Origin of the sequence: Mesorhizobium sp. M1348 (assembly GCF_040317925.1) — a bacterium.
GTDB lineage: Bacteria > Pseudomonadota > Alphaproteobacteria > Rhizobiales > Rhizobiaceae > Mesorhizobium.
In genome coordinates this window covers 231,410-256,758 of record NZ_JAMYLH010000004.1, presented here as the reverse complement: position 1 = coordinate 256,758, position 25,349 = coordinate 231,410, and the positions used below count along the sequence as shown (strand labels likewise).

General features: G+C 63.1%; 22 protein-coding genes and 1 pseudogene. 11 read left to right on the top strand and 12 right to left on the bottom strand.

All coding sequences use genetic code 11. From position 1 onward, the window contains the following. Positions 1-54: 54 nt before the first annotated feature. The 4 genes from NKH13_RS10165 to petA are packed head-to-tail and all read right to left on the bottom strand — an operon-like array spanning position 55 to position 4,322. Positions 55-966, bottom strand: a complete 912-nt coding sequence (locus NKH13_RS10165) for a pirin family protein (protein WP_352716535.1) — start codon at positions 964-966, stop codon at positions 55-57. A gap of 26 nt (positions 967-992) precedes the next feature. Continuing rightward, a complete protein-coding gene (locus NKH13_RS10160) occupies positions 993-2,510 on the bottom strand; it encodes a mechanosensitive ion channel family protein (RefSeq protein WP_352912431.1) in 1,518 nt (505 codons plus the stop codon). 23 nt (positions 2,511-2,533) lie between these two features. Beyond that, positions 2,534-3,829, bottom strand: a complete 1,296-nt coding sequence (locus tag NKH13_RS10155) for a cytochrome b (RefSeq protein WP_352716537.1) — start codon at positions 3,827-3,829, stop codon at positions 2,534-2,536. Positions 3,830-3,845: 16 nt separating this feature from the next. After that, positions 3,846-4,322, bottom strand: coding sequence for a ubiquinol-cytochrome c reductase iron-sulfur subunit (petA, locus tag NKH13_RS10150; RefSeq protein ID WP_352716539.1), 477 nt, complete (start codon positions 4,320-4,322; stop codon positions 3,846-3,848). 457 nt (positions 4,323-4,779) lie between these two features. Between petA and NKH13_RS10145 the strand changes: the two genes are divergently transcribed. Further along, positions 4,780-5,364 carry a glutathione binding-like protein gene (locus tag NKH13_RS10145; RefSeq protein ID WP_352716541.1) on the top strand — a complete coding sequence of 195 codons (585 nt, stop codon included), beginning with the start codon at positions 4,780-4,782 and terminating at the stop codon, positions 5,362-5,364. A 338-nt stretch (positions 5,365-5,702) separates the two neighbouring features. Then, on the top strand, positions 5,703-6,758 hold the full coding sequence (locus NKH13_RS10140) for an alpha/beta fold hydrolase (protein WP_352716542.1): 1,056 nt from the start codon (positions 5,703-5,705) through the stop codon (positions 6,756-6,758). 76 nt (positions 6,759-6,834) lie between these two features. Here NKH13_RS10140 and guaD read toward each other — a convergent pair whose 3' ends face one another. The 8 genes from guaD to add form a co-directional block, all read right to left on the bottom strand. Continuing rightward, complete coding sequence (gene guaD / locus NKH13_RS10135) at positions 6,835-8,202, bottom strand: guanine deaminase (protein WP_352912429.1); 1,368 nt, start codon at positions 8,200-8,202, stop codon at positions 6,835-6,837. Positions 8,203-8,308: 106 nt separating this feature from the next. Then, positions 8,309-9,166: an aromatic ring-hydroxylating dioxygenase subunit alpha gene (locus NKH13_RS10130; RefSeq protein WP_352716757.1), complete on the bottom strand. Its 858-nt coding sequence runs from the start codon at positions 9,164-9,166 to the stop codon at positions 8,309-8,311. A gap of 29 nt (positions 9,167-9,195) precedes the next feature. After that, entirely contained in the window at positions 9,196-10,596 is a 1,401-nt protein-coding gene (locus NKH13_RS10125; protein WP_352912427.1) for an 8-oxoguanine deaminase, read from the bottom strand. Between the two features lie 7 nt (positions 10,597-10,603). After that, positions 10,604-11,539 carry an ABC transporter permease gene (locus tag NKH13_RS10120; protein WP_352716548.1) on the bottom strand — a complete coding sequence of 312 codons (936 nt, stop codon included), beginning with the start codon at positions 11,537-11,539 and terminating at the stop codon, positions 10,604-10,606. Between the two features lie 10 nt (positions 11,540-11,549). After that, complete coding sequence (locus NKH13_RS10115; protein WP_502914560.1) at positions 11,550-12,602, bottom strand: ABC transporter permease; 1,053 nt, start codon at positions 12,600-12,602, stop codon at positions 11,550-11,552. 2 nt (positions 12,603-12,604) lie between these two features. Beyond that, positions 12,605-14,209, bottom strand: a complete 1,605-nt coding sequence (locus NKH13_RS10110; protein ID WP_352912463.1) for an ABC transporter ATP-binding protein — start codon at positions 14,207-14,209, stop codon at positions 12,605-12,607. Between the two features lie 115 nt (positions 14,210-14,324). Further along, a complete protein-coding gene (locus tag NKH13_RS10105; protein WP_352912425.1) occupies positions 14,325-15,446 on the bottom strand; it encodes a BMP family ABC transporter substrate-binding protein in 1,122 nt (373 codons plus the stop codon). Positions 15,447-15,473: 27 nt separating this feature from the next. After that, complete coding sequence (add, locus tag NKH13_RS10100; RefSeq protein ID WP_352912423.1) at positions 15,474-16,514, bottom strand: adenosine deaminase; 1,041 nt, start codon at positions 16,512-16,514, stop codon at positions 15,474-15,476. A 223-nt stretch (positions 16,515-16,737) separates the two neighbouring features. Here add and NKH13_RS10095 point away from each other — a divergent pair, with 223 nt between their 5' ends. From NKH13_RS10095 to NKH13_RS10055, 9 genes and pseudogenes are all read left to right on the top strand, one after another. Continuing rightward, positions 16,738-17,040 carry a hypothetical protein gene (locus NKH13_RS10095; protein ID WP_352716553.1) on the top strand — a complete coding sequence of 101 codons (303 nt, stop codon included), beginning with the start codon at positions 16,738-16,740 and terminating at the stop codon, positions 17,038-17,040. Next, the gene (locus NKH13_RS10090) at positions 17,037-17,759 is read left to right on the top strand and encodes a Rieske 2Fe-2S domain-containing protein (RefSeq protein WP_352716555.1); all 723 of its coding nucleotides are present in this window, start codon (positions 17,037-17,039) and stop codon (positions 17,757-17,759) included. Before NKH13_RS10095 ends, NKH13_RS10090 begins: the two co-directional genes overlap by 4 nt. Next, a complete protein-coding gene (locus NKH13_RS10085; RefSeq protein WP_352716557.1) occupies positions 17,756-18,391 on the top strand; it encodes a glutathione S-transferase family protein in 636 nt (211 codons plus the stop codon). The genes NKH13_RS10090 and NKH13_RS10085 overlap by 4 nt, the downstream gene beginning before the upstream one ends. A 36-nt stretch (positions 18,392-18,427) precedes the next feature. Further along, positions 18,428-20,229 (top strand): annotated as a pseudogene (locus tag NKH13_RS10080) (adenine deaminase). Then, a complete protein-coding gene (locus tag NKH13_RS10075; RefSeq protein ID WP_352716561.1) occupies positions 20,230-21,150 on the top strand; it encodes a LysR family transcriptional regulator in 921 nt (306 codons plus the stop codon). It begins immediately after the preceding pseudogene. 90 nt (positions 21,151-21,240) lie between these two features. Beyond that, the gene (locus tag NKH13_RS10070) at positions 21,241-21,741 is read left to right on the top strand and encodes a thiamine pyrophosphate-binding protein (protein ID WP_352716563.1); all 501 of its coding nucleotides are present in this window, start codon (positions 21,241-21,243) and stop codon (positions 21,739-21,741) included. Continuing rightward, the gene (locus NKH13_RS10065; RefSeq protein WP_352716564.1) at positions 21,738-22,346 is read left to right on the top strand and encodes a thiamine pyrophosphate-dependent enzyme; all 609 of its coding nucleotides are present in this window, start codon (positions 21,738-21,740) and stop codon (positions 22,344-22,346) included. The genes NKH13_RS10070 and NKH13_RS10065 overlap by 4 nt, the downstream gene beginning before the upstream one ends. Before the next feature lie 7 nt (positions 22,347-22,353). Further along, positions 22,354-23,922: a GMC family oxidoreductase gene (locus NKH13_RS10060; RefSeq protein WP_352716566.1), complete on the top strand. Its 1,569-nt coding sequence runs from the start codon at positions 22,354-22,356 to the stop codon at positions 23,920-23,922. Positions 23,923-23,961: 39 nt separating this feature from the next. Next, positions 23,962-25,335 (top strand): amidohydrolase family protein, encoded by a 1,374-nt coding sequence (locus NKH13_RS10055; RefSeq protein ID WP_352912419.1) that lies wholly within the window; start codon positions 23,962-23,964, stop codon positions 25,333-25,335. The last annotated feature ends 14 nt before the right edge of the window (positions 25,336-25,349 follow it).

Sequence of the window (25,349 nt, the reverse complement as noted above, 5' to 3'; positions counted from 1 at the left end):
GCCACCGGCGTAAAGCCGTCGCGGCGCAGAGGTCACCATCCGCTGCCTTATCCCTCACACGCTGCCATCTGGCAGAGGCATGAGCTCGTGCTCTCCCGGCACGCCTGGGAAGCGGCCCTCGCGCCAATCCGCCTTTGCCTGCTCGATCCGTTCGGCTGAAGTGGAGACGAAGTTCCAATAGATATGACGTGGCTCGGCCAGGGGCTCACCTCCTATCAGCATTAGTCTCGCCGCATGGAAGGCAGGCGCCTGGAGCACAATCTCAGCGCCGGGCGCCAGAGCTATCAATTCAGCCTCATGAAACGTACCGAGCTGGCCGACAATTCCAACCTCACCGGCGACGATGTAGATCGCACGCTCACGGTGTTCGGGTTTCACCTGGTATCGGGCACCGCTCGTGAGCACAATTTCGGCATAGACCATGTCGGAGAACGTCCTTACCGGCGAGACCAACCCGTCGGACTCGCCGGCGATCAACGCAAACTCGATGCCGTCGGCACAGATCCTCGGTATTTCGGGGGCGCCAAAATGTGCGACATCGGCAGCAATTTCTTCATAGCGGGAGGGGAGGGCGATCCAAGCCTGAGCGCCGAAGAGATTGCTTCCCGAGGCCCGGACTTCCGGTGGCGTGCGCTCGGAATGGACGATGCCCGACCCGGCCGTCATCCAGTTGACCTCGCCAGGACGGATGGTCTGCACTTTACCGAAATTGTCCCGATGGACGATCTCGCCATCGATCAGGTAGGTCACGGCCGCAACGCCGATATGCGGATGCGGTCCCATATCGAAACCGTGACCTGCGTCGAATATGGCGGGGCCGAAATGGTCGAACAGGATGAAGGGCCCGATCATGAGGCGATTCGAGGAGGGCAATACACGCCTTATCTTCAGTCCGTCGGCAAAATCACGGACAGCCGGCTGGATGAGTGTATCGATGCCTGTGATATCGCTTTGGCGGGTGGTCATGGATCTCTGTCCTTCTGCATGCCTTGTCAGCCAGGTGCTCGAACGCGCTTGAACGGAGCGGCGCGAAAGACCGTCTGAATGGCATTGAGGAGCGCGAATTTGGAGCTCGCGTGGTGCTGTCCGGCGATGCCGCTTTCGTTAAAAGCCGAAACCCTCATCGACAGGATCGCGGCAAGATCTTCGGCCATTTCGGGCCGGTCGTGCAGCAGCGGCGCAAAGCTTTCCTGGTCTATCTCGTAAACCGTGACAGGGGTCATTGCCCGCAAACTTGACATCTCGCCAATGCCGGCGAGCAAGCCGGTCTCGCCGAAGAAATCGCCAGGTGCAAGCCGGCCGATCTCCTGCAGTTGATCATCGTCCTCGCCAATTTGCCGGACGATGACTCCCGTCCGTACGATCATGAGCGACGGCAGCATCTCTCCCTGTCGTGCGACGATCTCGCCCTTGTGGTAGCTGCGAACCGAGGCCGCTTTGGCGAGCGACTCCTGCTCGGTACCCGTCAGTGCCGAGAATACCGGTATGGAATTAATGAGTTCGATTGGGGTGAAGCCTTGCGACGCTGCCGTCTCGTCGCTCGGCCGGTTGGTCATGGCAATCGAAGCCGAAAGTGGCTGCGCCAGCAGTATGCCGGTCGACTTTGAATGGCGATAAATGAGATCGAAGATGTCGTTCCGAGCGGCACTTCGCTGGTCAATACTTGCGACGCGAAACGACAACTCTATCTCGATAGCTGCGGCATCCAGGCTTCTGATGGTAACCGAAGGCGGAGGGTCCTGGAGGATTGAATTACAGCTCAGCAAGACAGTGCGCATGAGATCTATGATGATCGCCGGCGTCTTCGTTGGCGCCACCTTGACGGTCACGGCAAGTCCATGGCTCTCGTCCGGACCGCTTAAATTTGTTACCCCGATCTTGGCGAGAAGGCTGTTTGGCAGTGCGACGACATTGTGGGTCGGGGTCAGGAGTTGAGTCGACCGCCAATTGGTCTCGACAACGCGGCCTTCGGTTCCGTCGCCCAGAATGATCCAGTTTCCAAGCACGTAAGGGCGGCCGAGGTTAAGCGCGATCCCCGAAAATACGTCACCAAGCGTATTCTGGAGCGCCAGTCCCAGGATGACGGCAAAGACGCCCGACGTGGCAATGAGCGTTCCGACCGGCACTGCAAAGACAAACGCCAGGATCGACAGGAACATTCCAGCGTAGACGACACCGACCACGACGTCCTGCAGGAGACGTGCCTCGCGCGGCTTTCGCTCAAAGACGAGATAGATACGGACAAATCCGATTAGCGCCCAGGCAAGGTGAACCCACCAGAGCAGCTTGACCGAGCCGGTGAGGACCGCTCCTCCGGTTGTCTCGTTGTCCCCTGCTGCCTCGTACGGAATGACGCGCAGGTCGACAACCATGGCCGACATCGCGAGGAAAAAGCCGAGTTGGACGACCAGCTTCGCATTGGCGAAGCGTCTGGGGATGAGGGTCCAAACGACGATCCCGGCGAGGCCGAGCAACACGATGTAGACCAGAGGAGAGTTCCACCAGTTCATGAACGATCACCGCCATGCCCAGTTCAACGTTTGGTCTCCGGCCCGGCGATCGGGCCTCTGCCGCTGGCCTTGTCTTTTTCGAGAACTGCTTCGGTGATCGAATTAGGCAGCCGTCGCGGCTTTTCGATCAGCCCGAGCGCAGGCATGGCGATGATGAAGAACGCAAAATAGTAAAGCGTCGCCAGTTGGGACATGACGACGTATGCGCCTTCCGCCGGTCGCGAGCCGAGCCAGCCGAGAAAGAGGGCATTGGCAACGAACAGCCAGAAGAGCACCCTGTACCAGGGGCGATAGACCGCCGAGCGCACCGTCGAGGTGTCGAGCCACGGCACCAGGAACAGCACCGCGATCGAGCCGAACATCGCGAGCACGCCGCCGAGCTTGGAATCGATCGGCCCGATATTGAACGTGATGGCCCGCAGGATCGCGTAAAACGGCAGGAAGTACCATTCCGGCACGATGTGGGCCGGCGTCTTCAGCGGATTGGCGATGCTGTTGTTGTCGGGATGGCCGAGATAGTTCGGCAGGTAGAAGACGAAATAGGCGAAGAAGAACAGGAACACGAGGATGCCGAAGGCATCTTTGACGGTGGCATAGGGCGTGAAGTCCACGACATCGGTTTTCGATTTGACCTCTATGCCGGTCGGATTGTTCTGGCCGACGACGTGAAGCGCCCAGATATGCAAGGTCACCACGCCCGCAAGCACAAATGGCAGCAGGTAATGCAGCGCAAAGAAGCGGTTCAGCGTCGGATTATCGACCGCGAAGCCGCCGAGCAAAAGCTGCTGGAGCCAGTCGCCGATCAGTGGGACGGCCGTGAAGAAGTTGGTGATGACAGTAGCGCCCCAGAACGACATCTGTCCCCAAGGCAGCACGTAGCCCATGAAGGCCGTCGCCATCATCAGCAGGAGATTGGTGCAACCGAGCACCCACAGCAGCTCACGCGGCGCCTTGTACGAACCATAGTAGAGCCCGCGGCAGATGTGGAGGTAGACGGCAATGAAGAAGAACGACGCGCCGTTGGAATGGAGATAGCGCAGCAGCCAGCCCGAATTCACGTCGCGCATGATCTTCTCGACCGAATTGAAGGCCAGCCCCGTATCCGGAGCGTAATGCATCGCCAGCACGATGCCGGTCAGGATCTGTGAAACCAGCATGATCGTGAGAATGCCGCCGAACGTATAGGCGTAGTTCAGGTTGCGCGGGACGGGATAGACGATGAAGCTGTCGTGCACCAGCCGCGGCAGCGGCAGGCGGGCGTCGAACCAACGTTCGATTCTGGTTTTGGGCGTATAGGTCGAGTGTTTGTCGCCGCTCATCGAAATGCCCCCTGCCTTAACCGATGCGGATCTTGGTGTCGGAAACGAACTGGAACACCGGTACCGCCATGTTCTCGGGCGCCAGCCCCTTTCGGATGCGGCCGGCGGGGTCGTATTGAGAACCGTGACAAGGGCAGAGCCAGCCACCGAAATCGCCTTCCTGGCCATGCGGGATGCAGCCGAGATGGGTGCAGACCTGGACCATCACCACCCAGGCTTCCTTGCCCGGCATAGTTCGGTTGGCGTCGGTTGCCGGCGCATCGGCCGGCAGGTTGGCGTTGCGGGCAATTGGATCCTTGAGCTCGGCGAGACTGACTGCCTGGCCGTCCTTCCTCTCTTTTTCGGTGCGGTTGCGCACGACCACCGGCTTGCCGTGCCAGTCGACGATCAGCGACGTTCCCGGCGTCAGCGAGGAGACGTCGACCTCGATCGCGGCGGGCGCTTCGACGCTCAATGTGTGCTCGGCTTTGGAGGTTTCGGAAAGGTCGGCCATGATGGCGACTCCTATTGTTGGAAGCTGCTTCATCGCGTTGGTGGCAATCGAGCAAAAGCAGGCCACGGCTTTCGCCTTTCCAGTCTGCTTATGTCGCGCGGAATATGCCGGCCGTGGCCGGGTGTGAGCCATCGTGCCAACGGCACGTGCGTCCAATACTTTCGTTTAGGATTTCCTGAGCGAAGGACTGGTCGGGCTGTCGATGATGTCATCATGGAAGGCTCTGGATTCCTCCAGATAACCGTTGGCCACTGAGCTGGGATATGCCCCGGCATTGCGCACGGCGATCCCGAACTTCAGCCCGACCATACCTCGGCATAGGCACGTCTAGCTGTCGGTGTCGTAGTCGTCGTCCCCGCCAAGTGCGAATTCTTGGAGCGGTGTCTTGCGTGGCAGGTTTTCCGCCCGGCGACGACCAATTGCGCCGATTCAATCGGGTTCAGAAAAGGGAAAAGCGGTGAAACTCTACTACAGCCCTCTCGCCTGCAGCCTGGCGGACCACATCGCACTGGAAGAGGCTGGTGTTTCCTTCGAGCGCGAAAGTGTGAACCTCAAGACCAAACGAACAGGCTCCGGGGATGATTTCACTACCGTCACGCGCAAGGGCTACGTTCCAGCCCTCATGCTGGATAGCGGCGAAACGCTGACGGAAAATATCGCCGTCCTCGACTGGATTGCGTCGCAATACCCGCCACTGGGAGTGGCGGGGCCGTTGGGCCGTACCCGCCTTCTCGAAGCGCTGGCCTACGTCTCAACTGAAATACACCGAAGCTTCAAGCCGATGTGGCACCAAAGCAGCGATACCGAAAAGGCCAAGGCGAGCGTGACGATTACGAGCCAACTCGAGTTCTTCGCTGACGGGCTCGAGACCGACTATCTGTTCGGCGACAAACCCACCGTCGCGGATTTTTATCTTTTCGTGATGCTGCTTTGGGCGGCGCGCTTCCACGTCCCTGTTCCCGCGCCTTTGCAAGCGCTTCGCGCCCGAATGGCTGCCCGACCGGCTGTGCGCATCGCAATGGATCGTGAGGGCCTCGTCTAAAGCCGGGGGTGGCTCCGAGCACAAGATCAGACGCAACATATTCTCTCGCCCCAACAGAAGGTCAGGAGTCATTGTCATGCTGCCGTTTCTGCGGATGCTACATCCAGCCGCTTCCAAGCGCCGGGATGGCCTACGTCTCGAATTTCTCCGGAGCGAAATCGAGGAAACGCTGGACCTTACCGACATTCAGTCAGAGCTCGCCGCACGGCCTCCTGGCAGAGTGGTTACAATCCTGGATTCGCCGCAGTCACCGTCGAAATAAACGCAATATTTCCTGTCGGCCGATGCGGCCGGCGGTCTAGTCGTTCCCGCTTGTTGGTCATCATAGAGGCTTCATCATGAGTGCGAGTAAGGCTCCCGAGACGGTCGATCATCGCCGCCGGCGCATTGTTGGTGCAACAGCAATGACGTTCGCCGCCACCGAACTCGGCTTGAGCGCGCCGGCAGCCACTTGGATGGTCGAGGCGAGGGCATCTGCGACGCAAGCCACGCAGAACGCGTTCGGCTCGCTCAGGCAGGTCAATGCCGGAAAGCTGAGCGTCGGACATGCGGAACTGGGGCCCGCCGAAGGTGCCCCTGTGATCCTGCTTCATGGCTGGCCTTATGACATTCACACCTACACCGACGTCGCTCCCCTGCTTGCCGCAAAGGGGTACCGCGTGATTGTGCCCTACCTGCGCGGCTACGGCACTACGCGCTTCCTGTCGGACGACACGATGCGCAACGGCCAGCAGTCGGCGCTCGCCGCGGATACGATTGCCCTGATGGATGCGCTGGGGATCGCGAAGGCCACGATCGCCGGCTGCGACTGGGGCGCTCGAACGGCCAATGTCGTTGCCGCGCTCTGGCCGGAGCGTTGCAAGGCGATCGTCTCGGTGAGCGGCTATCTCATCGGAAATCAGCAGGTCGGCATGGTGCCGCTGCCACCGGAGGCTGAGCTTCAATGGTGGTATCAGTATTACTTCGCCACGGATCGCGGCCGCGCCGGCTACGAGAAATACACGCGCGATTTCGCCAAACTCATCTGGCAACTCGCTTCGCCGCAGTGGAATTTCGACGATGACATCTTCCAGCGCAGCGCCGCAGCCTTGGACAACCCGGATCACGTCAGCATCGTCATTCACAATTACCGCTGGAGGCTCGGCCTGGCACATGGCGAGCCGGAATATGACGTTCTGGAAAACCGGCTGGCCGAAGCTCCCGTGATCACAGTGCCGACCATTACCCTTGAGGGTGATGCCAATGGCGCACCCCATCCCGACAGCAGTTCCTACGCCAAGAAATTCTCGGGCAGATACACGCACCGGATCATCACCGGCGGTATCGGCCACAACTTGCCTCAAGAAGCCCCGCAAGCCTTTGCCCAGGCTGTCATTGACGTCGGCGAATACTGATCAAGTCCATGACGTGCCCCGACCGTAAGGAATAACACGGGAAGATTTCGGGTTCTCGGCACAGCCTTCCGTCCGCTTAGGCGAGAACAGCTCTCCCGCTGACCCAGACCGACGCGATGTTGGCCCTGGAAGCGGAGTAGACGATCTTCTGAAGGATGCCGTCGCCGTCGTCGAGTTCGTCCCACAGGTGAATTGTGCCTCTGGGCGCGGCGGTGTCGACCAGGATCGCATCGAAATGGTAGCCAGGCGAGAATCGTCCCACAGGCAAGCCGAGTGCCGCGCCGCCGCCTGCCGTCGCCAAGTGGAAGGCCTCGCGAAAGTCGACGCGTGCTGTTCCGGCCGTGCCGCGCGCCTCGGCCGCTAGCGCCGGGTCGGTGCCGGTTTCCAGCATGCGCGACGACATGACCGTCGCGCGCATCGCATCGAACATCGAGGCGCTCGGTCCCCCGGAAATATCGGTGCCGAGCCCGACCTTGACACCCTTCTCGAGGGCCGCCCTCAACGGGAACACGGCGCCTGCGAAGTAGGCGTTGGAAACGGCGCAGTGCGCCACGGCCGCCTTGCGCACACGGATTGTCTCCATGTCGGCAGGCGTAATGAAGTTGGCGTGCGCGAGCACGCTGCCGGCGCGCAGCAGGCCGAAGCGATCAAGGCTCGACGTGTCGCTGATCCCGTGGCGCTGCAGCACGTAGCCATGCGCCCAGTCGCTTTCCGAGCAATGCGTCTGCACATGGCAGCCGCATTCCTGTGCGAGCGCTCCAAGGCCTTCGAGGGCGGCGTCGGTACAGGAGGGGATGAAGCGCGGAGTAATGACCGGCTTTACCCGTCCCGCGGCATTGTCCGGATGCCCATGCACGTAGTCGATCACAGCGCGCGTGCCATCGATGGCCGCGTCCGCCGAGGTATCGCGATAATAGGCCGGGCACTCGTCGGGATTGTCCATCGCCACTTTGCCGACCAGCGCACGTTGTCCGCGTTCGAGGCAAATGTCGACGAGCAGCCTTGTCGCGTCCTGATGGATGGTTGCGAAGTAGAGCGCTGTGGTCGTGCCGTCAGCGATCAGGTCGTCGACCAGAAGGCCGTAGCTGCGCCGCGCGAAGGCGAGATCGGCGTAGCGCGCCTCCAGGGCAAACGTGTATTTGTGAAGCCAGGTCTCGAGCGGCACGTCCAGCGCCCGGCCGAGCTGCGGATATTGCGGCGCGTGCACGTGAAGATCGACGAAGCCGGGCAGCAGATAACTCTGCGCCGGCAAGGTCGCCAGCGCGCCGGTCCGGCGTGCGGCCTCCACCCCCTCGTCATAGCCGGCATCATGCGGATGCAGCACCGAGGCGATGATGCCTGATTGATCGACTGCGATCAGGGCATGGCGCAACTCTTCCACGAGCCCGCGCTCCGGCGCGTGAAAGCCGCTGGCCAGAAGCGTCTTGCCGTTCAGGTTGCTCACCTGTCCTCCGCCGAAGAACAGCTAAGCACTGCGGCCGGGCAGCGCCAGAGCGCGTTCGCGAATGCCCGCCCGTCGATGCCGATAGCAATATCGGAGGGGCTGCCACTCATGCGGCTTGCGCCGTCGTGCCGTAGCTGATGCCCTTCTCCTTCAGCCAGCGGCGATAGGCGATGGACGAGCCGTCGGCCCGCGTCGGGATTTCCGTGCGCGGCTCGAGCGGCAAAAGAAGCGGGCGCTGATTCTCCAGGATGATGCGGTCCTGCAGGAAGATGAGCTGCTGGAATTGCACCAGTTCGGTCGTGGTCGACACGTCGTCGATCAGGAACATGACGGGGTGAGCGCGGCAGCGGTCCGGATCAAGGGGCTGCACGAACAGGCAGATCACGTCCCAGCGGGTAGCCGAGTTGGGGCAGGTCTTGTAAAGCATCACCGCGAAAGGATTGGCGACCCGATACATGTATTGGGTCATGATGCCGCCGGTCGCCGAGAGTGCTGCCTGTGGCTGGAAGAATTCGCAGTTGGTCGCCCACACCTCGTCCACGTCGCGGCGGATTTCGGTTGTGTAATGCCGCACTTCCGTGTGCGGCTCGGCGCCCAATATGTCGGTATGGACAAAGGGGAAATGCGCCATGTCGAGGAAATTCTCGACGATGCGGAGGCCGGACGCCTTTACCGCGATCGCGCCGCAAACGACAGGCCGGCGGTCGTCCTCATAGGCCTCCGGGATCGACAGCACATCGCCGGCCGGCATGCCGAGCGTGATCCATAGATAGCCGTAGCGTTCCTTGGCCGGGACTTGGCTGCCGTCGCCGGCGCGCGACACATTGACCGCGCCTGCCGTATCGCGGGCTACCAACAGATCGATGCCCAAAAGCCGGTTCGGCATCGTGCCAACCGGAATCTCGTTCAGCGCGTCAATGCAATACCATTGATCGAGGGCCGCCTGCTCCGCAGCTCGCTTCATGGTCATTGTTGCGTCCTTCCTGTGCTGTCTCACTGCCGATAGATGCGGTCCATCACGGCCCGGTGGTCGGCCATCGCCGCCTCGACATCGAAGGAGGCGAAGTCGCCTCTCGCGATAATCTGCCGGCCGTTGATGTAGGAATAGTCGACCTTGAAGGGTCCGCAAAGCACCAGCGCGGCGAGCGGGTCGCGCTCGGTGCCGGAAAGGCCGAGCTGACTGCGTTTGACTGCGATGAAGTCGGCGCACATGCCGGGCGCGAGATGGCCGATGTCATTGCGGCCGAGCAGGGCAGCGCCGCCGCGCGTCGCCATTTCGAGGGCCTCGCGCGCGGACAGCGCCGTCGGCGTGCCGCCGAAACCGCCGCGGCCGCCGGGCTTTTCGGAGAGATAGTGGTGCGGCGCGACACGCTGAAGCATCAGCGCCAGCCGCGCTTCCATGAACAGGTTCGACGTGTCGTTCGAGGCCGAGCCGTCGACGCCAAGGCCGACCTTCACGCCCTTGTCGAGCATCTCGCGGATCTTCGCGATGCCCTGGCCGCAGCGCATGTTGGCCGACGGGCAATGGGCGACCCCGGTGCCGGTTTCGGCGAAGCGGTCGATCTCGTCGCTGGTCATGAAGATCGAGTGGGCGAACCAGACGTCGTCACCGAGCCAGCCGACGGATTCGGCGAACTCGACCGGCCGCTTGCCATAGATTTCGAGGCAGTACTTCTCCTCGAAAAGCTCTTCGGCAAGGTGCGAATGCAGGTTCACGCCCTTGTGGCTGCGCGCCAGCGATGCCGCATCGCGCATCAACTCCGGACTCACCGAGAAGGGCGAGCAGGGAGCCAGGATGATGCGGCTCATCGAATGCCGCGACGCGTCGTGATAGCTGCCGATCAGCCGTTCGGCATCCTTCAGGATATCCTCTTCCTTTTCGACGCAGCGGTCCGGCGGCAGGCCGCCCTGGCTTTCGCCGCGCGACATGGCTCCACGCGCAGCGTGGAAACGCAGACCGATATCGCGGGCCGCACCGATCGTCGCGTCGAGCGTGCAGTTGTTGGGCAAGATGTAGAGGTGATCGGAGCTGGTCGTGCAGCCCGAATGGATGAGCTCGGCCATCGCTACGCGCGCAGAGACGCCTATCGCATCGTCGTCGAGCTCGGCCCAGATCGGATAGAGCGTCTTCAGCCAGACAAGCAGCTCGTCGTTCTGAGCCATCACACGGGTGAGGTTCTGGTACATATGGTGATGCGTGTTCACCATGCCCGGCATGACGACATGACCCGACAGGTCGAGCACCTCGTCGGCGCTGGAGGCACTGAGTTCCGCGGTGGTGCCGACCGCCTCGACGACGTTGCCGTCGATCAACAAGGCGCCGTCGGAAATCTCGCGGCGCGTATCGTCGAAGGTGGCGAGCAGATCGATGTTCTTGACAAGCAGGCGGGGCATGATCGTCTCAACGCATGTCGCGGAAATAGGGTTCGCCGAGAGCAGCCGGCGCGGCCATTACCCGGCGCATGCGCTGCCAGGCAAGCACCGGCACGATGATCAGGGCGATCGTGCCGAGATAGGGCAGCATCGACAGGATCGGCGCCGCTATCGGCCAGTTGCGTGCTTGGCCGACGAAGCCGAGCGAGGTGATGAGACCGAACAGCAGAGCGGCCAGCACGGCGTTGAGGGGCCGGTAGCCTGCGAAGATGACGAGAGAGACGGCAATCCAGCCGCGGCCGGCCACGACGCCTTCCGACCAGGAGGGAACGAAGGCAAGCGTGAGGTAAGCGCCGGCGCCGGCCGCCAGCGCCGAACCCGCGGCGACATACCAGAAGCGGATGCTTTGCACCGAAATGCCGGCGGCGTCGGCTGCCGCGGGGTTTTCGCCCACCGCGCGCATGTTCAGCCCGTGGCGCGTGCGGAACATGATGTAATGCAGCACAACCGGCAGGACGATGTAGATCAGGTAGACAAGGATGTTCTGCGTGAAGATCGCGCGACCGAGCAGCGGGATGTCGCTAAGATAGGGAATAGCGATCGGCGCGAAAGTCGCCGGCGCCGGCATGCCGGAATAGGCGCGACCGATCGTTGCGGCCATGCCCGTGCCCATCAGCGTCAGCGCCAGGCCGCACAACACCTGGTTCGCCTTGACGACGACGGTTCCAACAGCGAAGACGCAGCCGACGAGGAAACCGACGGCAAGCGCAAGGACGAAGCCGAGCATAGGGTGCGGCGTGGCGACGACGACCGCGATGCCAGTGATTGCACCGAGCGCCATAAGCCCTTCGACGCCGAGATTGACGACGCCGGCGCGCTCGGAGAGCGTCTCGCCCAGCGCCGCCAGCGCCAGCACGCCGCCGGCGAGAATGGAGGTCTGGATCAGTCCGGCGATCATGTCCATGGGTGTTTCCTCAGCTCGCGGCCGGTTCGGTCCGCGTGATGCGGTAGTGAGCGAGTTCGTTGCCGATCGCCGTGAAGAACAGGATCAGTCCGGTGATGGCGAGCACGGCTGAAACGGTGATGCCTTGCGTCTGCAGGATGATGCCCGAATTCAGGATGACGCCCATCAAAGCCGCGCCCGCGAGCACGCCAAGTGAGGAACCGCGCGCCAGCACCGCGACCATGATGCCGAGATAGCCGAAATTGTTGGAGATGCCGCCCTGCAGGCGATGCACCGTGCCAGCTACTTCCAGCACACCGGCGATGCCGGAGATCGCTCCCGACATCAGCAGGACGACGATCAGGCGGCGTCGGAACGGCATGCCCGCATAAAGCGCCGCGCTTGGATTCGACCCGGCGACCCGCACCTCGTAACCCCAGCGCGTGTAGTTGAGCAGTCCTGCGATGACAAAGGTGAGCAGGATCGCCAGCGGGAAACCGTAGTGCACGATACCCCAGAATTCGGGCACGTCATGCGGCAGACGCGCAGTGGTCGCGAGCGCGTGGCCGCTCGGGTCGAGCCATGGGCCGGTGGCGACATAATAGACCATCAGCGTCGCCACGAAATTCAGAAGCAGGGTGGTGATAAGTTCGCTGACATCGGCGTAGGCGCGCGCCAGCGTCGGCACCAGTATCCAGAGCAGCCCGCCGAGCGCGCCAGCGATGAACATAACAGGCAGGATCAGCCAGGTCGGGCCGGGAATGAACAGCGCGACCGCCGTGGCGCTGAAGGCGCCGGCATAGAATTGGCCCTCCGCGCCGATGTTCCAGGCGCCGATTCTCAGCGCCACCCAGACCGACAGGCCGGTGAGGATCAGGGGAGTGACCAGAAGCCCGACATCTTCCAGCCCGAAGCTCGAGCCAAAAGTCGAGCTGAGCACCTCCCAGGCGAGTTCGATGGGAGCATTGCCGCGATCAGCCAGAACCAGGCCGGCGACCACCAGCGCCAGCACGATCGCCAGGGCACGTGCCGCAAAGGCAACGGAGGGCTGCGCGGATGGAACGCGCTGGAGCTTGATCGCCAAGGTCAGTGCTTCCCGGCAGCGGCCTGGGCGCCAGCGCTGGACCGCATCTGCCCGCCCATCATCAGGCCGATTTCCTCGATGTCGGTGGAGGCAGTCTCCACCGCGCCCATAATCCTGCCATGGAACATCACGGCGATGCGATCCGACAGGTTGAACAGCTCTTCCAGCTCCTCGGAAATGAAGAGCACACCGACGCCGGCATCGCGCAATTCGACGAGGTAGTTCATCATCGTGTTGATCGCTCCGACATCGAGGCCGCGGCTCGGATAGGCGGCGATCAGAACCTTGCTTGCGATGCGCATCTCGCGGCGTGCGACGAGGCGCTGCTGATTACCGCCGGAAAGGTTGCGCATGGGCATGCCGAAATCGGGCACCGCAACGGATGCCGCTTCGGCGATCGTGCGCGCGAGAGCAGCCGCAAGGCGCGGTCGGAACGCGAAGCCCTTTGAAACAGGCGCCGACGCATATTCGCGGATTATGGCGTTGTCGGTGATCGAAAGCGCCGGCGCCAGGCCGCTGTGCAGCCGGTCTTCAGGAATGTGGCCGACGCCGAACTTCGCGTAATCGACCGCGCCGGCGGTCGTGACGTCCTTTCCGCCGAGCAGTATCTGGCCGGAGTGGATCGGCCGTAAGCCGGTGACGACCTGGGTCAGCTCCTTCTGGCCGTTGCCGGCCACACCGGCGATGCCGAGAATCTCGCCGGCATGGATGTCGAGCGAAACCTCGTCGAGAAGGATGCCGCCCACGTCATCACGCGCGACGACGGATTTGAGGCTGAGCACCGGCTCGGCGGAGATGCCGGCCGCGCCCGGCTGCCTGGCACGCAGATTGCTGAGCACGATCTCACGGCCAACCATCAGGCGCGCCAGCATCTTCTCGCTGCAGTCCGCGGTCTTTTCGGTGGCCACCTTGCGGCCGCCGCGCAGCACGGTGATGCGGTCGGATATCTCCAGGACCTCGTCGAGCTTGTGGCTGATGAAGACCACCGCATTGCCCCGGGACACGAACTGCTTGAGCGCCTTGAAGAGCTCGCGCGCCTCCGCCGGAGTAAGCACTGCAGTCGGCTCGTCGAGGATCAGAACGCGGGCGTTGCGCGCGAGCACGCGTAGGATTTCCACGCGCTGCTGCTCCCCGGTCGAAAGATCGGCGACGCGCGCGGATGGCCGCACCGCGAGGTTCAGCTTCTCGGCCAGTGCGGCAGTCCGCGCCTCGAGCACGGACGAGCCAATACGCTTGGGTGTTTCGGACCAGCCGAGATGAATATTCTCGGCGACCGTGAAGGCGGTCACCAGCTTGAAATGCTGGTGGACCATGCCAATACCGGCGGAGATCGCATCGACTGGAGACGCGAAACGTTTGGCATAGCCGTCGACGACGATCTCACCGGCATCCGGCTGATAGATGCCGGTGAGGATGTTCATCAAGGTCGACTTGCCGGCGCCATTCTCGCCGAGCAAGGCGTGGATCTCCCCCGGCATCACGTCCAGGTCGACATCCTGGTTGGCAACGACGCCGGGGAAATATTTGCTGATGCCCTTGAGCAGCACGAGCGGCGGCGCGCCGGAGCCCGGCTCGTAACGCCCAGGGGAGGTGGACGACACCTCCATGCCGCCGTAACGGTGCTCGCTCGAAGCATGATGAACTGGAACAAAATCATTCATCCTGCTTAGCTCTTTGCCTTCTGCCGCATAGTCTATCCGAAAACTCTGCAATCTTTCGGGATCACGCTTGGAGGCCGCTGACGCCTTCGATCGACCAATCCCAGTTGTAGAGTTCCTCTTCGGTCATGCGATGGCCGGCAGCCACCTTGACGTCGCCCTTGGTGTCCTTGATCTCGCCCTCGAACGGGCTCCAGCCGCCGAGAATCTTGTCGCGCACGGCATCGGCCTGCTTTGCGACCTCCGGGGGCACCGTCTCACCCCAGGCATCGCGGTCGATACCGCCGCCCATCGGCAGGATGGTTTGCGAGGGCGTCCACTTGCCTTCGAGGCGCAAGCGCACCTGGTCGACATAGAATTTCTTGAAGTCGATGGCGATCGAGGAGACGTAGGCCTTCGCCCCGTAGCGGCGGATGTCGGTATTCCACATGACAGCCTTCGCGCCGCGCTGCTCGGCCACCTGCAGATAGCCGGCTTCGTCCATGATGCCGAACAGAAGGTCGGCGCCGTTGTCGATTAGCGCGGTGCCGGCCTGGGTGGCAGCCTGCGGATCGAACCACGAGTTGATGACGATGGTCTGCATCGTAGCGTTGGGATTGACCGAACGGGCGCCCATCAGGAAGGCGTTGGTGCCGGAAAAGACCGACGGAACCGGGAAGGAGGCGACGTAGCCGAGCTTGCCGCTCTTGCTCATCAGGCCCGCGGCGACACCGGTGACGTAGGTCGGGTACCAGTGGGCGAGGTAATAGGTCGAGAGATTTTCGAGCGGGTTGCGGCCATCGCATTCATAGAAGGCGACGTCCGGCGAACGCTTGGCCACGTCGTAGAGGAAGTCGCCATAGTTGGAGGTGGCAAACACCATATTGGCACCTTCCGAGACGAACTGGCGGAAGGTGCGGGTCGCGTCGGCCGAATAGGGGATACTTTCGACGAACAGCGTCTTCAGCTTCGGGAACGCTTCCTGCACGGCCTTCATGCCCTGGTCGTGGCTCCAGGTCCAGCCTTCATCGGTCACCGGACCGGTGTGGCCGAAGGCGATGACCGCGTTTTCCTCGGCTACGGCGGCGAGCGGCGTTTGTGCATGCGCAGGCGTGATAAGGCCGGATTTCGGCAGGAGCAGCGAGGCGCCGGCTGCGGCGCCCATGTTCAGGAAGCCTCGGCGGGAGAGATTGCGCAGGTCGATCATGCTTCGGTCCTTTGTTCCGTGTTGTGTTCAGTTCGGGAGAGACAGTTCGGTTTCCATGAAGCGGTCGATTTCTGCCGACCAGTCAGCCAGCCATGCCTGCTTGATGTCGTCGTCGAGCCATGCGGCGGACAGGCCAGCCAGCGCGATCTGCTTCAGTGCCGGCGGCCCGAGCGCAAAATTTTCGACGATCAGCGCGTATTCGCGGTCGAGCGTCGTGCCGAACATGGGCGGATCGTCGGAGTGGATCGTCACGGTAAGCCCGGCCTCGATCATGCGGCGGATCGCATGGTCGGGCGCGGAGAGGTCGCGCCAGACAGTGGTGGCCAGCGTCGTGCTCGGACAGCAGGTGAAGACGATGCCCATCTCCCTGCACTGCTCCATCAGTGTCGGGTCGTCGACCACGTGGTAGCCGTGGTCGACCCGTCTCAGGCCGAGGATGTCGATGGTATCGCGCACGTAGCCCGCCGGGCCGTCCTCGCCCGCATGGTTGGTGACATTGAGCCCGGCCGCCCGCGCCCGCTCCACTATGCGCGCGAACATCGGCGGTGGGTTCGGGCGTTCGTCGTAATCGAAGCCGATGCCGATCACCTCAGCCGGGCGCTCGGCCAGAACCATGTCCAGGAAGCGCTCGCCACCTGCCGCGCCGAGCGGCTTCGCATGCGCCGGTATCAGCTTCGCTACGAGGCCATAGCGCTCCTTCGCACGGTGAAAGCCGTCGAGGATGCCTTCGAGCATTGTCGAATAGGCCACGCCATGAGCCAGATGCGCATGCGGGCTGAAGAACAGTTCGACGTAGCGCGCACCCGCCTTCGCGCAGCGCTCCAGTGCCTCGAAGGTGATGCGAGAGAAATCGTCCGCAGTCCTGATCGAGGCGCAAACCAGATCGTAAATCTTCAGGAAATCCAGCAGGTTGCCGTAGTTGTAGAGCTCCGATGTCGGTCTGCCGTCCGGCAGCGACACCGCGTTCAGCGCCGCCAGCTCGGCGAATGTCTCTGTGGAGACGGCACCCTCGAGGTGCAAGTGCAACTCGACCTTGGGTATAAGCTGAATAAAACTTGACAACGACATCGACGCTCACCCGCCCGGACCGGCAATCCCAAGCCGTACCTGGTTTTCTTGGGCGACGGACGGCTGCCAAGTTGTTCGATAATCGCGGCTTTTTCCAACTGTCCGATCACCTGATACGCAACAGATGTCAGGGAAACGGGGCTTGCACAAGCCAAAAAATGATGCCTAACTAGACACAATCGAAAACTGCTTAAAAAATGTGCAGGCCGGGAGAAATATAGGCATGAAGCACCTACTGGAAGCGCAGAACCTTGCGCCTCCGCCTCAAACAACGCGCCTGCGCTTCGTCGGCCAACTGGTGTCGTCGAGCTTTAGCGAGTTCGCCGACAGGCGTGCCGCTCGGCTCAATCTCGATCTGCTGGTGCACGAAGCCGCGGACGATTTTTTTGTCGTCCAGGTTTCGGGCCAGCCCGATCTCATCGATGCCTTCGAGATGGCATGTAGCCTGGGACCAATCGACTGTCTGGTGATGGACTGCGAACGGGCCGAAATTCGGGGATATTCCAGAGAGGAAGACGCAGAATGACGATACAGGCTGGATGGCACCCAGTGGCGCTGTCGGGGTCGATCGAACCGGGCAGTTCGGCCGGGACCCGCCTTTGTGGAAACGAACTGGTGGTGTGGCGCGACAACAGCGGCGAAGCGCATGTGTGGGAGGATCGCTGCCCGCATCGCGGTATGAAGCTGAGCTTCGGTTTTGTCCGCGGCGATCATATCGCCTGTCTTTATCACGGCTGGCAGTACGATGCGGCCGGCCAGTGCCGATTCATTCCGGCCCACCCCGATCTCAGGGTGCCGGCGTCCATTACCGTGTCTGCCTATAGCTCGGCCGAGGCGGCTGGCATGATCTGGACGGCGCTGGACCCGGCAGCAGCATTGCCCGAACTGCCTGCCTTGCCAGAGGAGGTGGTGCCGGTCCGCAGCCTGTATCTCGACAGTCCCGCCGGGATGGTGATCGATGTCGTGAAGGCCATGCCGCCTACGCCCTTCTCCGGCGGATCCGGGGTGGCTGATCTGAAGGCGCTGAGCGGGATGCTGTTCAGCCTGACGGTCGGCGAAGACACGCTGCTTCTTGGCCTGCAGGAACTAACCGGCAAACGATCGGCCCTGCACGTCGTGATTGACGGACCGGCAGCCAAGTATGCCGGCAAGGGGCAGGAGCATTTCTTCGCTTGGACGAGCGAGCTGCGTCATCATCTCGAGACCGGGCGTACCGGCGCGACCTCGACGACGCGGGCCGCATGATGGCGAGGATCACGCTCTACAACTACGAGCTGGACGAAAACTGCTACAAGGTGCGGCTGGCGCTTTCCATGCTCGGCCTGGAATGGCAGACCGTTGCAGTCGATGCATTTCCGGGGGCGGAGCAGAAGACGCCGCCATTCCTGGCCATGAACCCGACGGGCAGCCTGCCCATTCTCCGCGACGACGAGGTAACGATGTTCGGCGCCGAGTCCATCATCGCCCATCTGGCGCGCAGCCACGATTCAACGGGTGCATGGCTGCCGGCGGATGGTGCGGATTTCGCCAAGGTGATGCAGTGGCTTTTCTTTGCGGCCGGCGGTCTCGGCGTTGCCGGCGCCGCGCGCCGCCATGCCATGTTCGGTGCCGCCGGCGACGAGGCTGCGCTGCGTGCCGGTGCCGCGCACGCGCTCCGCGCCATGGACGACCATATGACCGCGCGGGGTTTCGAGAAGAAAGAATGGTTCGCTGCGGGCCGCCCGACTATCGCCGACATCGCACTTTTTCCGGCTTTTGCGCTGAGCCGCGATTTCGGCGTCGACCATGACGAGTATCCGGCGCTGCGCCGCTGGGCGCGTCGCTTCCGCGCGCTTCCCGGCTTCATGACCATGCCGGGCATCCCCGACTACCATTGACGCCCAACATTCAAGGAGAACGAGGCTGGCAGCAAAATGACCTTTCTCACGCGCTTTTCCGTCCAGCCGCTCTCGTCCATGACCCGGCGACTGGCTGGCGTCGCTTCCGGGCGAGCCGATCCCGATCTGGTCATTGCCGGCGCACGCGTGTTGTCGACCTATTCGGAGCGCGTGCTTCCAGGCCGCGAGATCTGGTTGTCGGGAGGGCGGATCGCCGCTGTGAAGCCGGCCGGCACCTATAAGGGCGGCAGCGCGAGGATATATGACGCCAGGGGCGGCATCGTCGCGCCTGGCCTGGTCGATCCGCACATCCACATCGAATCCTCGATGGTGACGGCCTGCGCCTATGCCGAGGCGGCGCTGCTCAACGGCACCACGACCCTCTTCTGCGACAGCCACGAGATCGGCAACGTCATGGACGTTGCTGGCATCGAGGCGATGCTGGAGGACGCGCGCCTGGCGCCGTTGTCCATCTTCCTGACGGTTCCGAGCACCGTCCCGGCAACTTCGCCGTTGCTGGAAACGGCCGGTGGCGACCTGACAGCCGAGAAGATCGGCGCATTATTCGACAAATGGCCGGAAGCCGTGGCGCTCGGCGAGAAGATGGATTTCGTGCCAGTGGCTATGGGCGATGAACGCAGCCATGCCATCCTCGCTGCGGCGCTGAAACGCGGCCGCCCGGTGTCGGGCCACGTCTATGGACGCGAATTCGTGTCGGCCTATGCGGCGTCCGGCGTCACCGATACCCATGAGGCGATCGACCGCGAGATCGCCGACGACATGCTCGAAGCCGGCATCTGGCTGTTCCTACGCGGCGGTCCGCCGACGACGCCGTGGCACAGCCTGCCCGCAGCGATCAAGACGATCACGGAACTCGGAGCCTCGCACAAGCGCATCGCGGTCTGCACCGACGACCGCGATGCTGACGACCTGATGCTCTTCGGCCTGGACTGGGTGACGCGCGAGGCGATGAAGGCCGGCATGACGCCGGAGCAGGCCTGGTCGATGGGCTCGCTGCATGGCGCGACGCGCTTTGGCATGGAAGGCGAAATCGGAGGCCTCGGTGGTGGCCGCCGTGCCGACCTGGTGCTGCTCGACGACGGCTTCGATCCCGTCAGCACGTGGTATGGCGGCGAACTCGTCGTCGATGATGGCAAGATCACGCCGCTGCTCGACCAGGCCCTCTCGACTCGCTACCGCTATCCGGACGCGGCCTACTACACAGTGAAGCTGCCGAAGCAGATCAAGCTGACGCCGGACCTGCCAACCGGCAAGGTGGTGGCGCATACCATCCGCACCGAACTGCCGGGGATCACGCTCGGCCACCAGAAGATCACGCTCGATCCGGCCAACGACTGGCAGAACCATTTCGACCGCCACGGCCTGTGCTTCGTCACTGTGGTCGAGCGCCATGGCAAGTCGGACGGCAACGTCGCCTACGGGCTGCTCAGCAATTTCACGCTGAAACGCGGCGCCGTCGCATCGTCGTCGGCCACGACAGCCACAACATCATCATCGCAGGCGTCAACGAGGCCGACATGCAGGTGGCGCTGCGGGCGATCGAGGAAACGCAAGGCGGCGTCTGTGTCGTCGTCGACGGTAAAGTGACTGCCATGGTTGAACTGCCGATCGCCGGCCTTTTGTCCGACAAGCGCGTCACCGAGGTCGCGGAGGAGGTGAAGATCCTCAAACGGGAATGGGAGGCGGCCGGCTGCTGCATTCCCTATATGGGCTTCAACCTCATCCCGCTCTCGGTCATCCCCGAAATCCGCATCACCGACAAAGGTCTCGTGCTGGTGCCGGAAATGGAGATCGTCCCCGCCTTCGAGGCCGCCTGAGTGGATCCCTTCCGACTTGGGCTGGTCTCACCGCGCATCCATTATTTCCAAATGGTCGCGCGGCTGGGCTCGGTTCGCCAGACCGCGCAGGCGCTCAACGTGGCGCCATCCTCCATCAGCCGCGTCATCAAGGGCCTGGAGGACGAACTGGGCACGCCGCTCTTCGAGCGTGTGCGCCAGCGACTGAAACTGACCAGCGCAGGCGAGCTTCTCCTCTACCACGCGCGTCAGAGCATCACCGAGTTGGCGCGCGCCTCGTCCGAGATCAACGATCTCAGTGGCCTCAACCGCGGCTCGTTGTCCGTGGCGATCGTGGAGAGCGCGGCGCGCGGGCTGGTGCCGAACGCGCTGAAGGAATTCTGGAAGCGCCACCCGCAGATATCGGTCGATGTGCATGTCGCCGGGTCGCAGCGCGCCTGCGATGCGGTTGCCGACGGCGAATGCGATCTGGCGCTTGCTTTCGACGTGCGCGTGCCGCGCAACGTGCGCAAGATCGCGAGCACGCCTCTGCCGCTGGGCGTCGTCGCTCATCCGGACAGCCGCCTTGCCGGCCGCAAGGAAGTGAAGCTGTTCGATCTTGCCGGCGAACAGGTCATCGTCTCGGACAACAGCCTTGCTTTGGGCATTTCGATCGACGATGCGATCGGGCGCTCCATGATCGACCTCACGCGACGGTCACGGACCAACTCGATCGGACTGATGACCGAAATGGTGCGCCTCAACCTCGGCGTGGTGCTTCGCACCAAGCTCGGCATCGAACCGGAAGTGGCTGACGGATCGCTCGTTTTCGTGCCGTTGCGCGATTCGCGCATGAACCCGCACCGGCTGATGCTGCTCGCCCGACTGGAACGCGAAATGTCGGATGCGGCCTCCGCATTCGCGGCGCTGCTGGCCCGCATGGTCAAGGCGCTGCATGATTAGTTGTTGCATTTTGCGCATCGATAAAGAGAGAAATTTGTCTCTATCTCGAACAACTGAGCTTTGCGAGACTTCCCGGCCGAAGGGGATGTCATGAAGCAGAGTGCGGTCGACGCGGTCATTCGAGGGCTGAAACGGGCAGGGGTGAGCATCGTCTGCTATCTGCCCGATTCGCTGTTCAAGGAACTCTACCCGGCCCTTGATGCCGATCCGGATATCCGCACGATCCACGTCACCAACGAGGGCGAGGGCGCAGCGATCTGCGGTGGGGTCTTCCTGTCGGGCAAGCGCGCGGCGCTGGTCATGGAAAACTCCGGCTTGCGCGCCTCGGTCGAGCCGCTGGCCCGCATGGGCCTCGGAGCCGGTATCCCGGTCGTGATGCTGATGAGCTACCGCGGCGAGCTTGGCGAGAACAACTGGTGGGCAATCCCGCATGGCATCACCATGGAGCCGGTGCTGAACGCGCTGCGCGTGCCGTACCGGATCGTCACCGAGGAGGCGAGGATCGAGCGCGCCATCGTCGACGCCTATTCCTGGTCCTATGCGTCCTACTACCATTCGGCCGTGGCGCTTGGCGGCGAGGTGGTGCGATGAAACGCTTTGACTGCATGAAGGCGCTTGCCGCGCGGCTGAAGGATGAGCTGGTGATCCTTTCGCTCGGCGGCAGCGTCGATGAGTGGTACAACGCCGCGCCGCATATGCGCGAGGCGAGCCTGTTCCAGCAGCAACTCGGCTGCGTCACGCCGCAGGCCTTCGGGCTCGCCGCCGGGTTGCCGCACCGCCGCGTCGTTTCGCTCGATACGGATGGCGGCCTGCTCTTCAATCTGGGCATCCTGGCCACGCTCGGAAACGAACAACCGAAGAACCTCTTCATCGTGGTCTGGGACAATGAGTGCTACCAGTCGATCGGCGGCCCGCCGACGCATACGGCGCTGGGCCGCGTCGACCTTGCCGCGATCGCGCGCGGCGCCGGCGTCGAGAACGCCCATACAGTGCGCACGGTGGACGAGTTCGACGCGCATTGCGCATGGGGGCTCGCGATGGAGGCACCCTATATAGTGGTCGCCAAGGTCTCGGGAACGGTCCAGCCGGACATCAAGCGCAAACACAGCGACGGCCGCGAGGACAAGTATATCTTCGTCCGCCACGTCGAGGCGAGCGAAGGCATCGTCATCATGGGCCCGAGCGAGCACAACTGACGAGATCATGGGCATCCTCGGACCTGTCGTCCCCCGACGCGCGCTGAAACCCAGCTACGACTACGTGGTGGTTGGCTCGGGTTCCGGTGGCTGTGCGGTGACGCGGCGGCTGGTCGATGCCGGCGCCGACGTGCTCCTGATCGAAGCCGGCCCGACGGGTCTTGGGATCGAAGAGATCGAGGACCCCGGCAAATGGGTGCCGCTTGGCCGCGGCACCTATGACTGGGGCTATGACTATGCTCCGACACCGCGCGTGAACGGCCGTACCATCGGCATCCCGCGTGGTCGCCTGCTGGGCGGCTCAAGCGCTATCAACGCGATGATGTGGTATCGCGGCCATCCGCATGATTACGATGCCTGGGAGGCTGGCGGCGCCAAGGGCTGGAGCTTCGCCGACGTGCTGCCCTATTTCCGGCGTTGCGAGGACTGGCGCGACGGTGCAAGCGAGTTTCGCGGAGCGGGCGGTCCGCTCCGTATCGAGCGGCCGGCGGCACTGTGCCCGGTCGCGCAGGCGCTGATCGATGGCGCGGCCGAGATCGGCATCCCCGTAATCGACGATCCCAACGGCTCCAGCAACGAGGGGACGGCGGCCGCGAATTTCAACATCTTCGACGGCAAGCGCTGGAGTTCGGCGACGGGCTATCTCGTGCCGATCCTGGATCACCCGATGCTGACGGTGCTGACCAGATCCGCGGCCATCGGCCTGACGGTCGAAGGCAGCCGATGCGTCGCGGTCAAGCACCTCGTCGGCGGCGAAATCGGCGAAACACGCGCGCAAGAGAGCATCGTGCTCGCGGCCGGGGCCATCGACACGCCACGCCTGCTGATGCTGTCGGGCATCGGCGATCCGGTCGAACTGAAGCGCCTTGGCATTGCGGTCGTTTGCGCCCTGCCGGGTGTCGGCCGGAACCTTCAGGACCATCCGCTGGCGCAGGCGTGCGTCTTCCGCGCGAAACGGCCGATCGGACCCGTGGTGGGCAATGGCGGTGGCTCGATGGTCAACTGGAAGTCGCGTCCGGACCTGCCGCAGCCCGACCTGCACGCCTTTCCGGTCCAGGGCAACAGCGCCGAACCTGCGATCCGCGCGCGCTACGATGTATCCGGCGATGTCTTTTCCTTCGGTGCGGGTCTGATGCGCTCGAAGAGCGTCGGGCAGCTGAAGCTGCTCGACGGCAAGCCCGGCGGGCCGCTCGAAATCCAGCCGAACTTTCTGGCGGAACCGGAAGACCTCGACGCCATGGTCACCGCAGTCGAGATGGTGATGGAGATGGCGGCTGCAAAAGCGAACGCCGGTCTCTTCGCCAGCTTTGCCGCACCCGACCGCCGACTGACCCGCACCGAGACCATCGACTTCATCCGCGATGCGTGCTCGACTTTCTTCCACGTCTGCGGAACCGCCAAGATGGGCGAGGACGCGATGGCCGTCGTAGACAGCCGTCTCGCCGTGCACGGGCTGGACGGCCTGCATGTCGCCGATGCCTCGGTGATCCCGACGATCCCGACCTGCAACACCCACGCGCCCGCCACGATGATCGGCGAGCGCGCCGCCGATTTCCTGCTCGCGGCGGCAGCTTGAGGATGTCATGACCGACGGAACGCACACGGAGTACCCGCGATGACGCGAAGCCTCATCCTTGCTGCCGACACGCTGCTCACCATGGATGAAGATAACCACGTGTTGCCTGCCGGCGCCGTGCTGGTCGAAGATGGTCGTATCGCCGCGGTCAGCGCACTCGCAGCATTGCGCGCTGCGTATCCGGCCGTGGCCGTGAAGAAGCTCGACAATGCGGTGCTTTTGCCCGGGCTGGTCAATGCGCATGCGCATTCCGGTTTTCTGCGCGGCACGGCGGAGCACCTGCCGGTCTGGGACTGGCTGACGCTCCATATCAATCCGATGCATCGCGTGCTGCAGCCGCACGAGGCCGAGGCGGCATCGTGGCTCTGCTACGCGGAATCCGTGCTCGGCGGCACGACCACCGTCGTCGACATGTGGCGGTTCATGAAAGGCAGCGCCCGGGCGGCCGAGGCGATCGGCAACCGCTTGGTCGCCGTGCCTTACGTCGGCGAGCATCCCGACTACAACTACTTCGACACGCTCGACATGAACGAGGCGATGATCGAGGGCTGGCATCGCAAGGCGGGCGGCCGCATCAATGTGTGGGTCGGGCTGGAGCATCTGTTTTATGCCGACGAAGCCGGCCAGCGTCGGGCGATAGAACTCGCAAGGAAACACGACACCGGCTTCCACACCCATTGCAGCGAGGCCGAGATCGAGATCGCGGAATTTAAGCGGCGCTACGGCAAACGCCCGATGTTCGCGCTGGACGACCTTGGCTTCTTCGAAACGCCGCGCGCCATGATCGCCCACGCCGTCTGGCTCGATCGAGAAGAGATCGAGCTTATTTCCAAGCGCCGCGTTTCGGTGGCCCACAATCCTGTTTCCAACATGAAGCTGGCAAGCGGCATCGCGCTGGTGGCCGAGATGCTGAAGGCCGGCGTGCCTGTCGGGATCGGCACCGACGGCGAGAAGGAGAACAACAATTTCGACATGTTCGAAGAGATGAAGGTGACTTCGCTGCTGGGCAAGCTGAAGGACCTCGACGCCGCCGCCATGGATAGCTGGCAGGTGCTGCGGATGGCCACCATCCTCGGCGCCAGGGCGATCGGGCTCGACCACGAGATCGGCTCGATCGAAGTCGGCAAGCGCGCCGACATCATCGCGGTCCGCACCGATACGCCGCGCATGACGCCGGTCTTCCGCGACGGACCTTATTTCAACTTCCATCACAATCTTGTCCACGCCGTGCGCGGCAGCGACGTGTCTTTGACTATGGTCGATGGCGAAATCCTGGCCGAGGACGGCGCGTTGCGCACCGGCGACCTGCGCGAGATCATCGCCGAAATCCATCGCGTCGCGCCTGGCCTGTTCGCCCGGCGCGCCGCTTTCCTTGCCGAGAATTCCGGCGGCAGCCTGCAATGGACCCAATAGGGCGGGCCTCGGTG

Bases quoted from the DNA above. Each gene is read 5' to 3' on its own strand.
- NKH13_RS10165 (WP_352716535.1), bottom strand. From the start codon at position 966: ATGACCACCCGCCAAAGCGATATCACAGGCATCGATACACTCATCCAG.
- NKH13_RS10160 (WP_352912431.1), bottom strand. From the start codon at position 2,510: ATGAACTGGTGGAACTCTCCTCTGGTCTACATCGTGTTGCTCGGCCTC.
- NKH13_RS10155 (WP_352716537.1), bottom strand. From the start codon at position 3,829: ATGAGCGGCGACAAACACTCGACCTATACGCCCAAAACCAGAATCGAA.
- petA (WP_352716539.1), bottom strand. From the start codon at position 4,322: ATGGCCGACCTTTCCGAAACCTCCAAAGCCGAGCACACATTGAGCGTC.
- NKH13_RS10140 (WP_352716542.1), top strand. From the start codon at position 5,703: ATGAGTGCGAGTAAGGCTCCCGAGACGGTCGATCATCGCCGCCGGCGC.
- NKH13_RS10130 (WP_352716757.1), bottom strand. From the start codon at position 9,166: ATGAAGCGAGCTGCGGAGCAGGCGGCCCTCGATCAATGGTATTGCATT.
- NKH13_RS10125 (WP_352912427.1), bottom strand. From the start codon at position 10,596: ATGCCCCGCCTGCTTGTCAAGAACATCGATCTGCTCGCCACCTTCGAC.
- NKH13_RS10120 (WP_352716548.1), bottom strand. From the start codon at position 11,539: ATGGACATGATCGCCGGACTGATCCAGACCTCCATTCTCGCCGGCGGC.
- NKH13_RS10110 (WP_352912463.1), bottom strand. From the start codon at position 14,209: ATGGAGGTGTCGTCCACCTCCCCTGGGCGTTACGAGCCGGGCTCCGGC.
- NKH13_RS10105 (WP_352912425.1), bottom strand. From the start codon at position 15,446: ATGATCGACCTGCGCAATCTCTCCCGCCGAGGCTTCCTGAACATGGGC.
- add (WP_352912423.1), bottom strand. From the start codon at position 16,514: ATGTCGTTGTCAAGTTTTATTCAGCTTATACCCAAGGTCGAGTTGCAC.
- NKH13_RS10095 (WP_352716553.1), top strand. From the start codon at position 16,738: ATGAAGCACCTACTGGAAGCGCAGAACCTTGCGCCTCCGCCTCAAACA.
- NKH13_RS10090 (WP_352716555.1), top strand. From the start codon at position 17,037: ATGACGATACAGGCTGGATGGCACCCAGTGGCGCTGTCGGGGTCGATC.
- NKH13_RS10085 (WP_352716557.1), top strand. From the start codon at position 17,756: ATGATGGCGAGGATCACGCTCTACAACTACGAGCTGGACGAAAACTGC.
- NKH13_RS10070 (WP_352716563.1), top strand. From the start codon at position 21,241: ATGAAGCAGAGTGCGGTCGACGCGGTCATTCGAGGGCTGAAACGGGCA.
- NKH13_RS10065 (WP_352716564.1), top strand. From the start codon at position 21,738: ATGAAACGCTTTGACTGCATGAAGGCGCTTGCCGCGCGGCTGAAGGAT.
- NKH13_RS10060 (WP_352716566.1), top strand. From the start codon at position 22,354: ATGGGCATCCTCGGACCTGTCGTCCCCCGACGCGCGCTGAAACCCAGC.
- NKH13_RS10055 (WP_352912419.1), top strand. From the start codon at position 23,962: ATGACGCGAAGCCTCATCCTTGCTGCCGACACGCTGCTCACCATGGAT.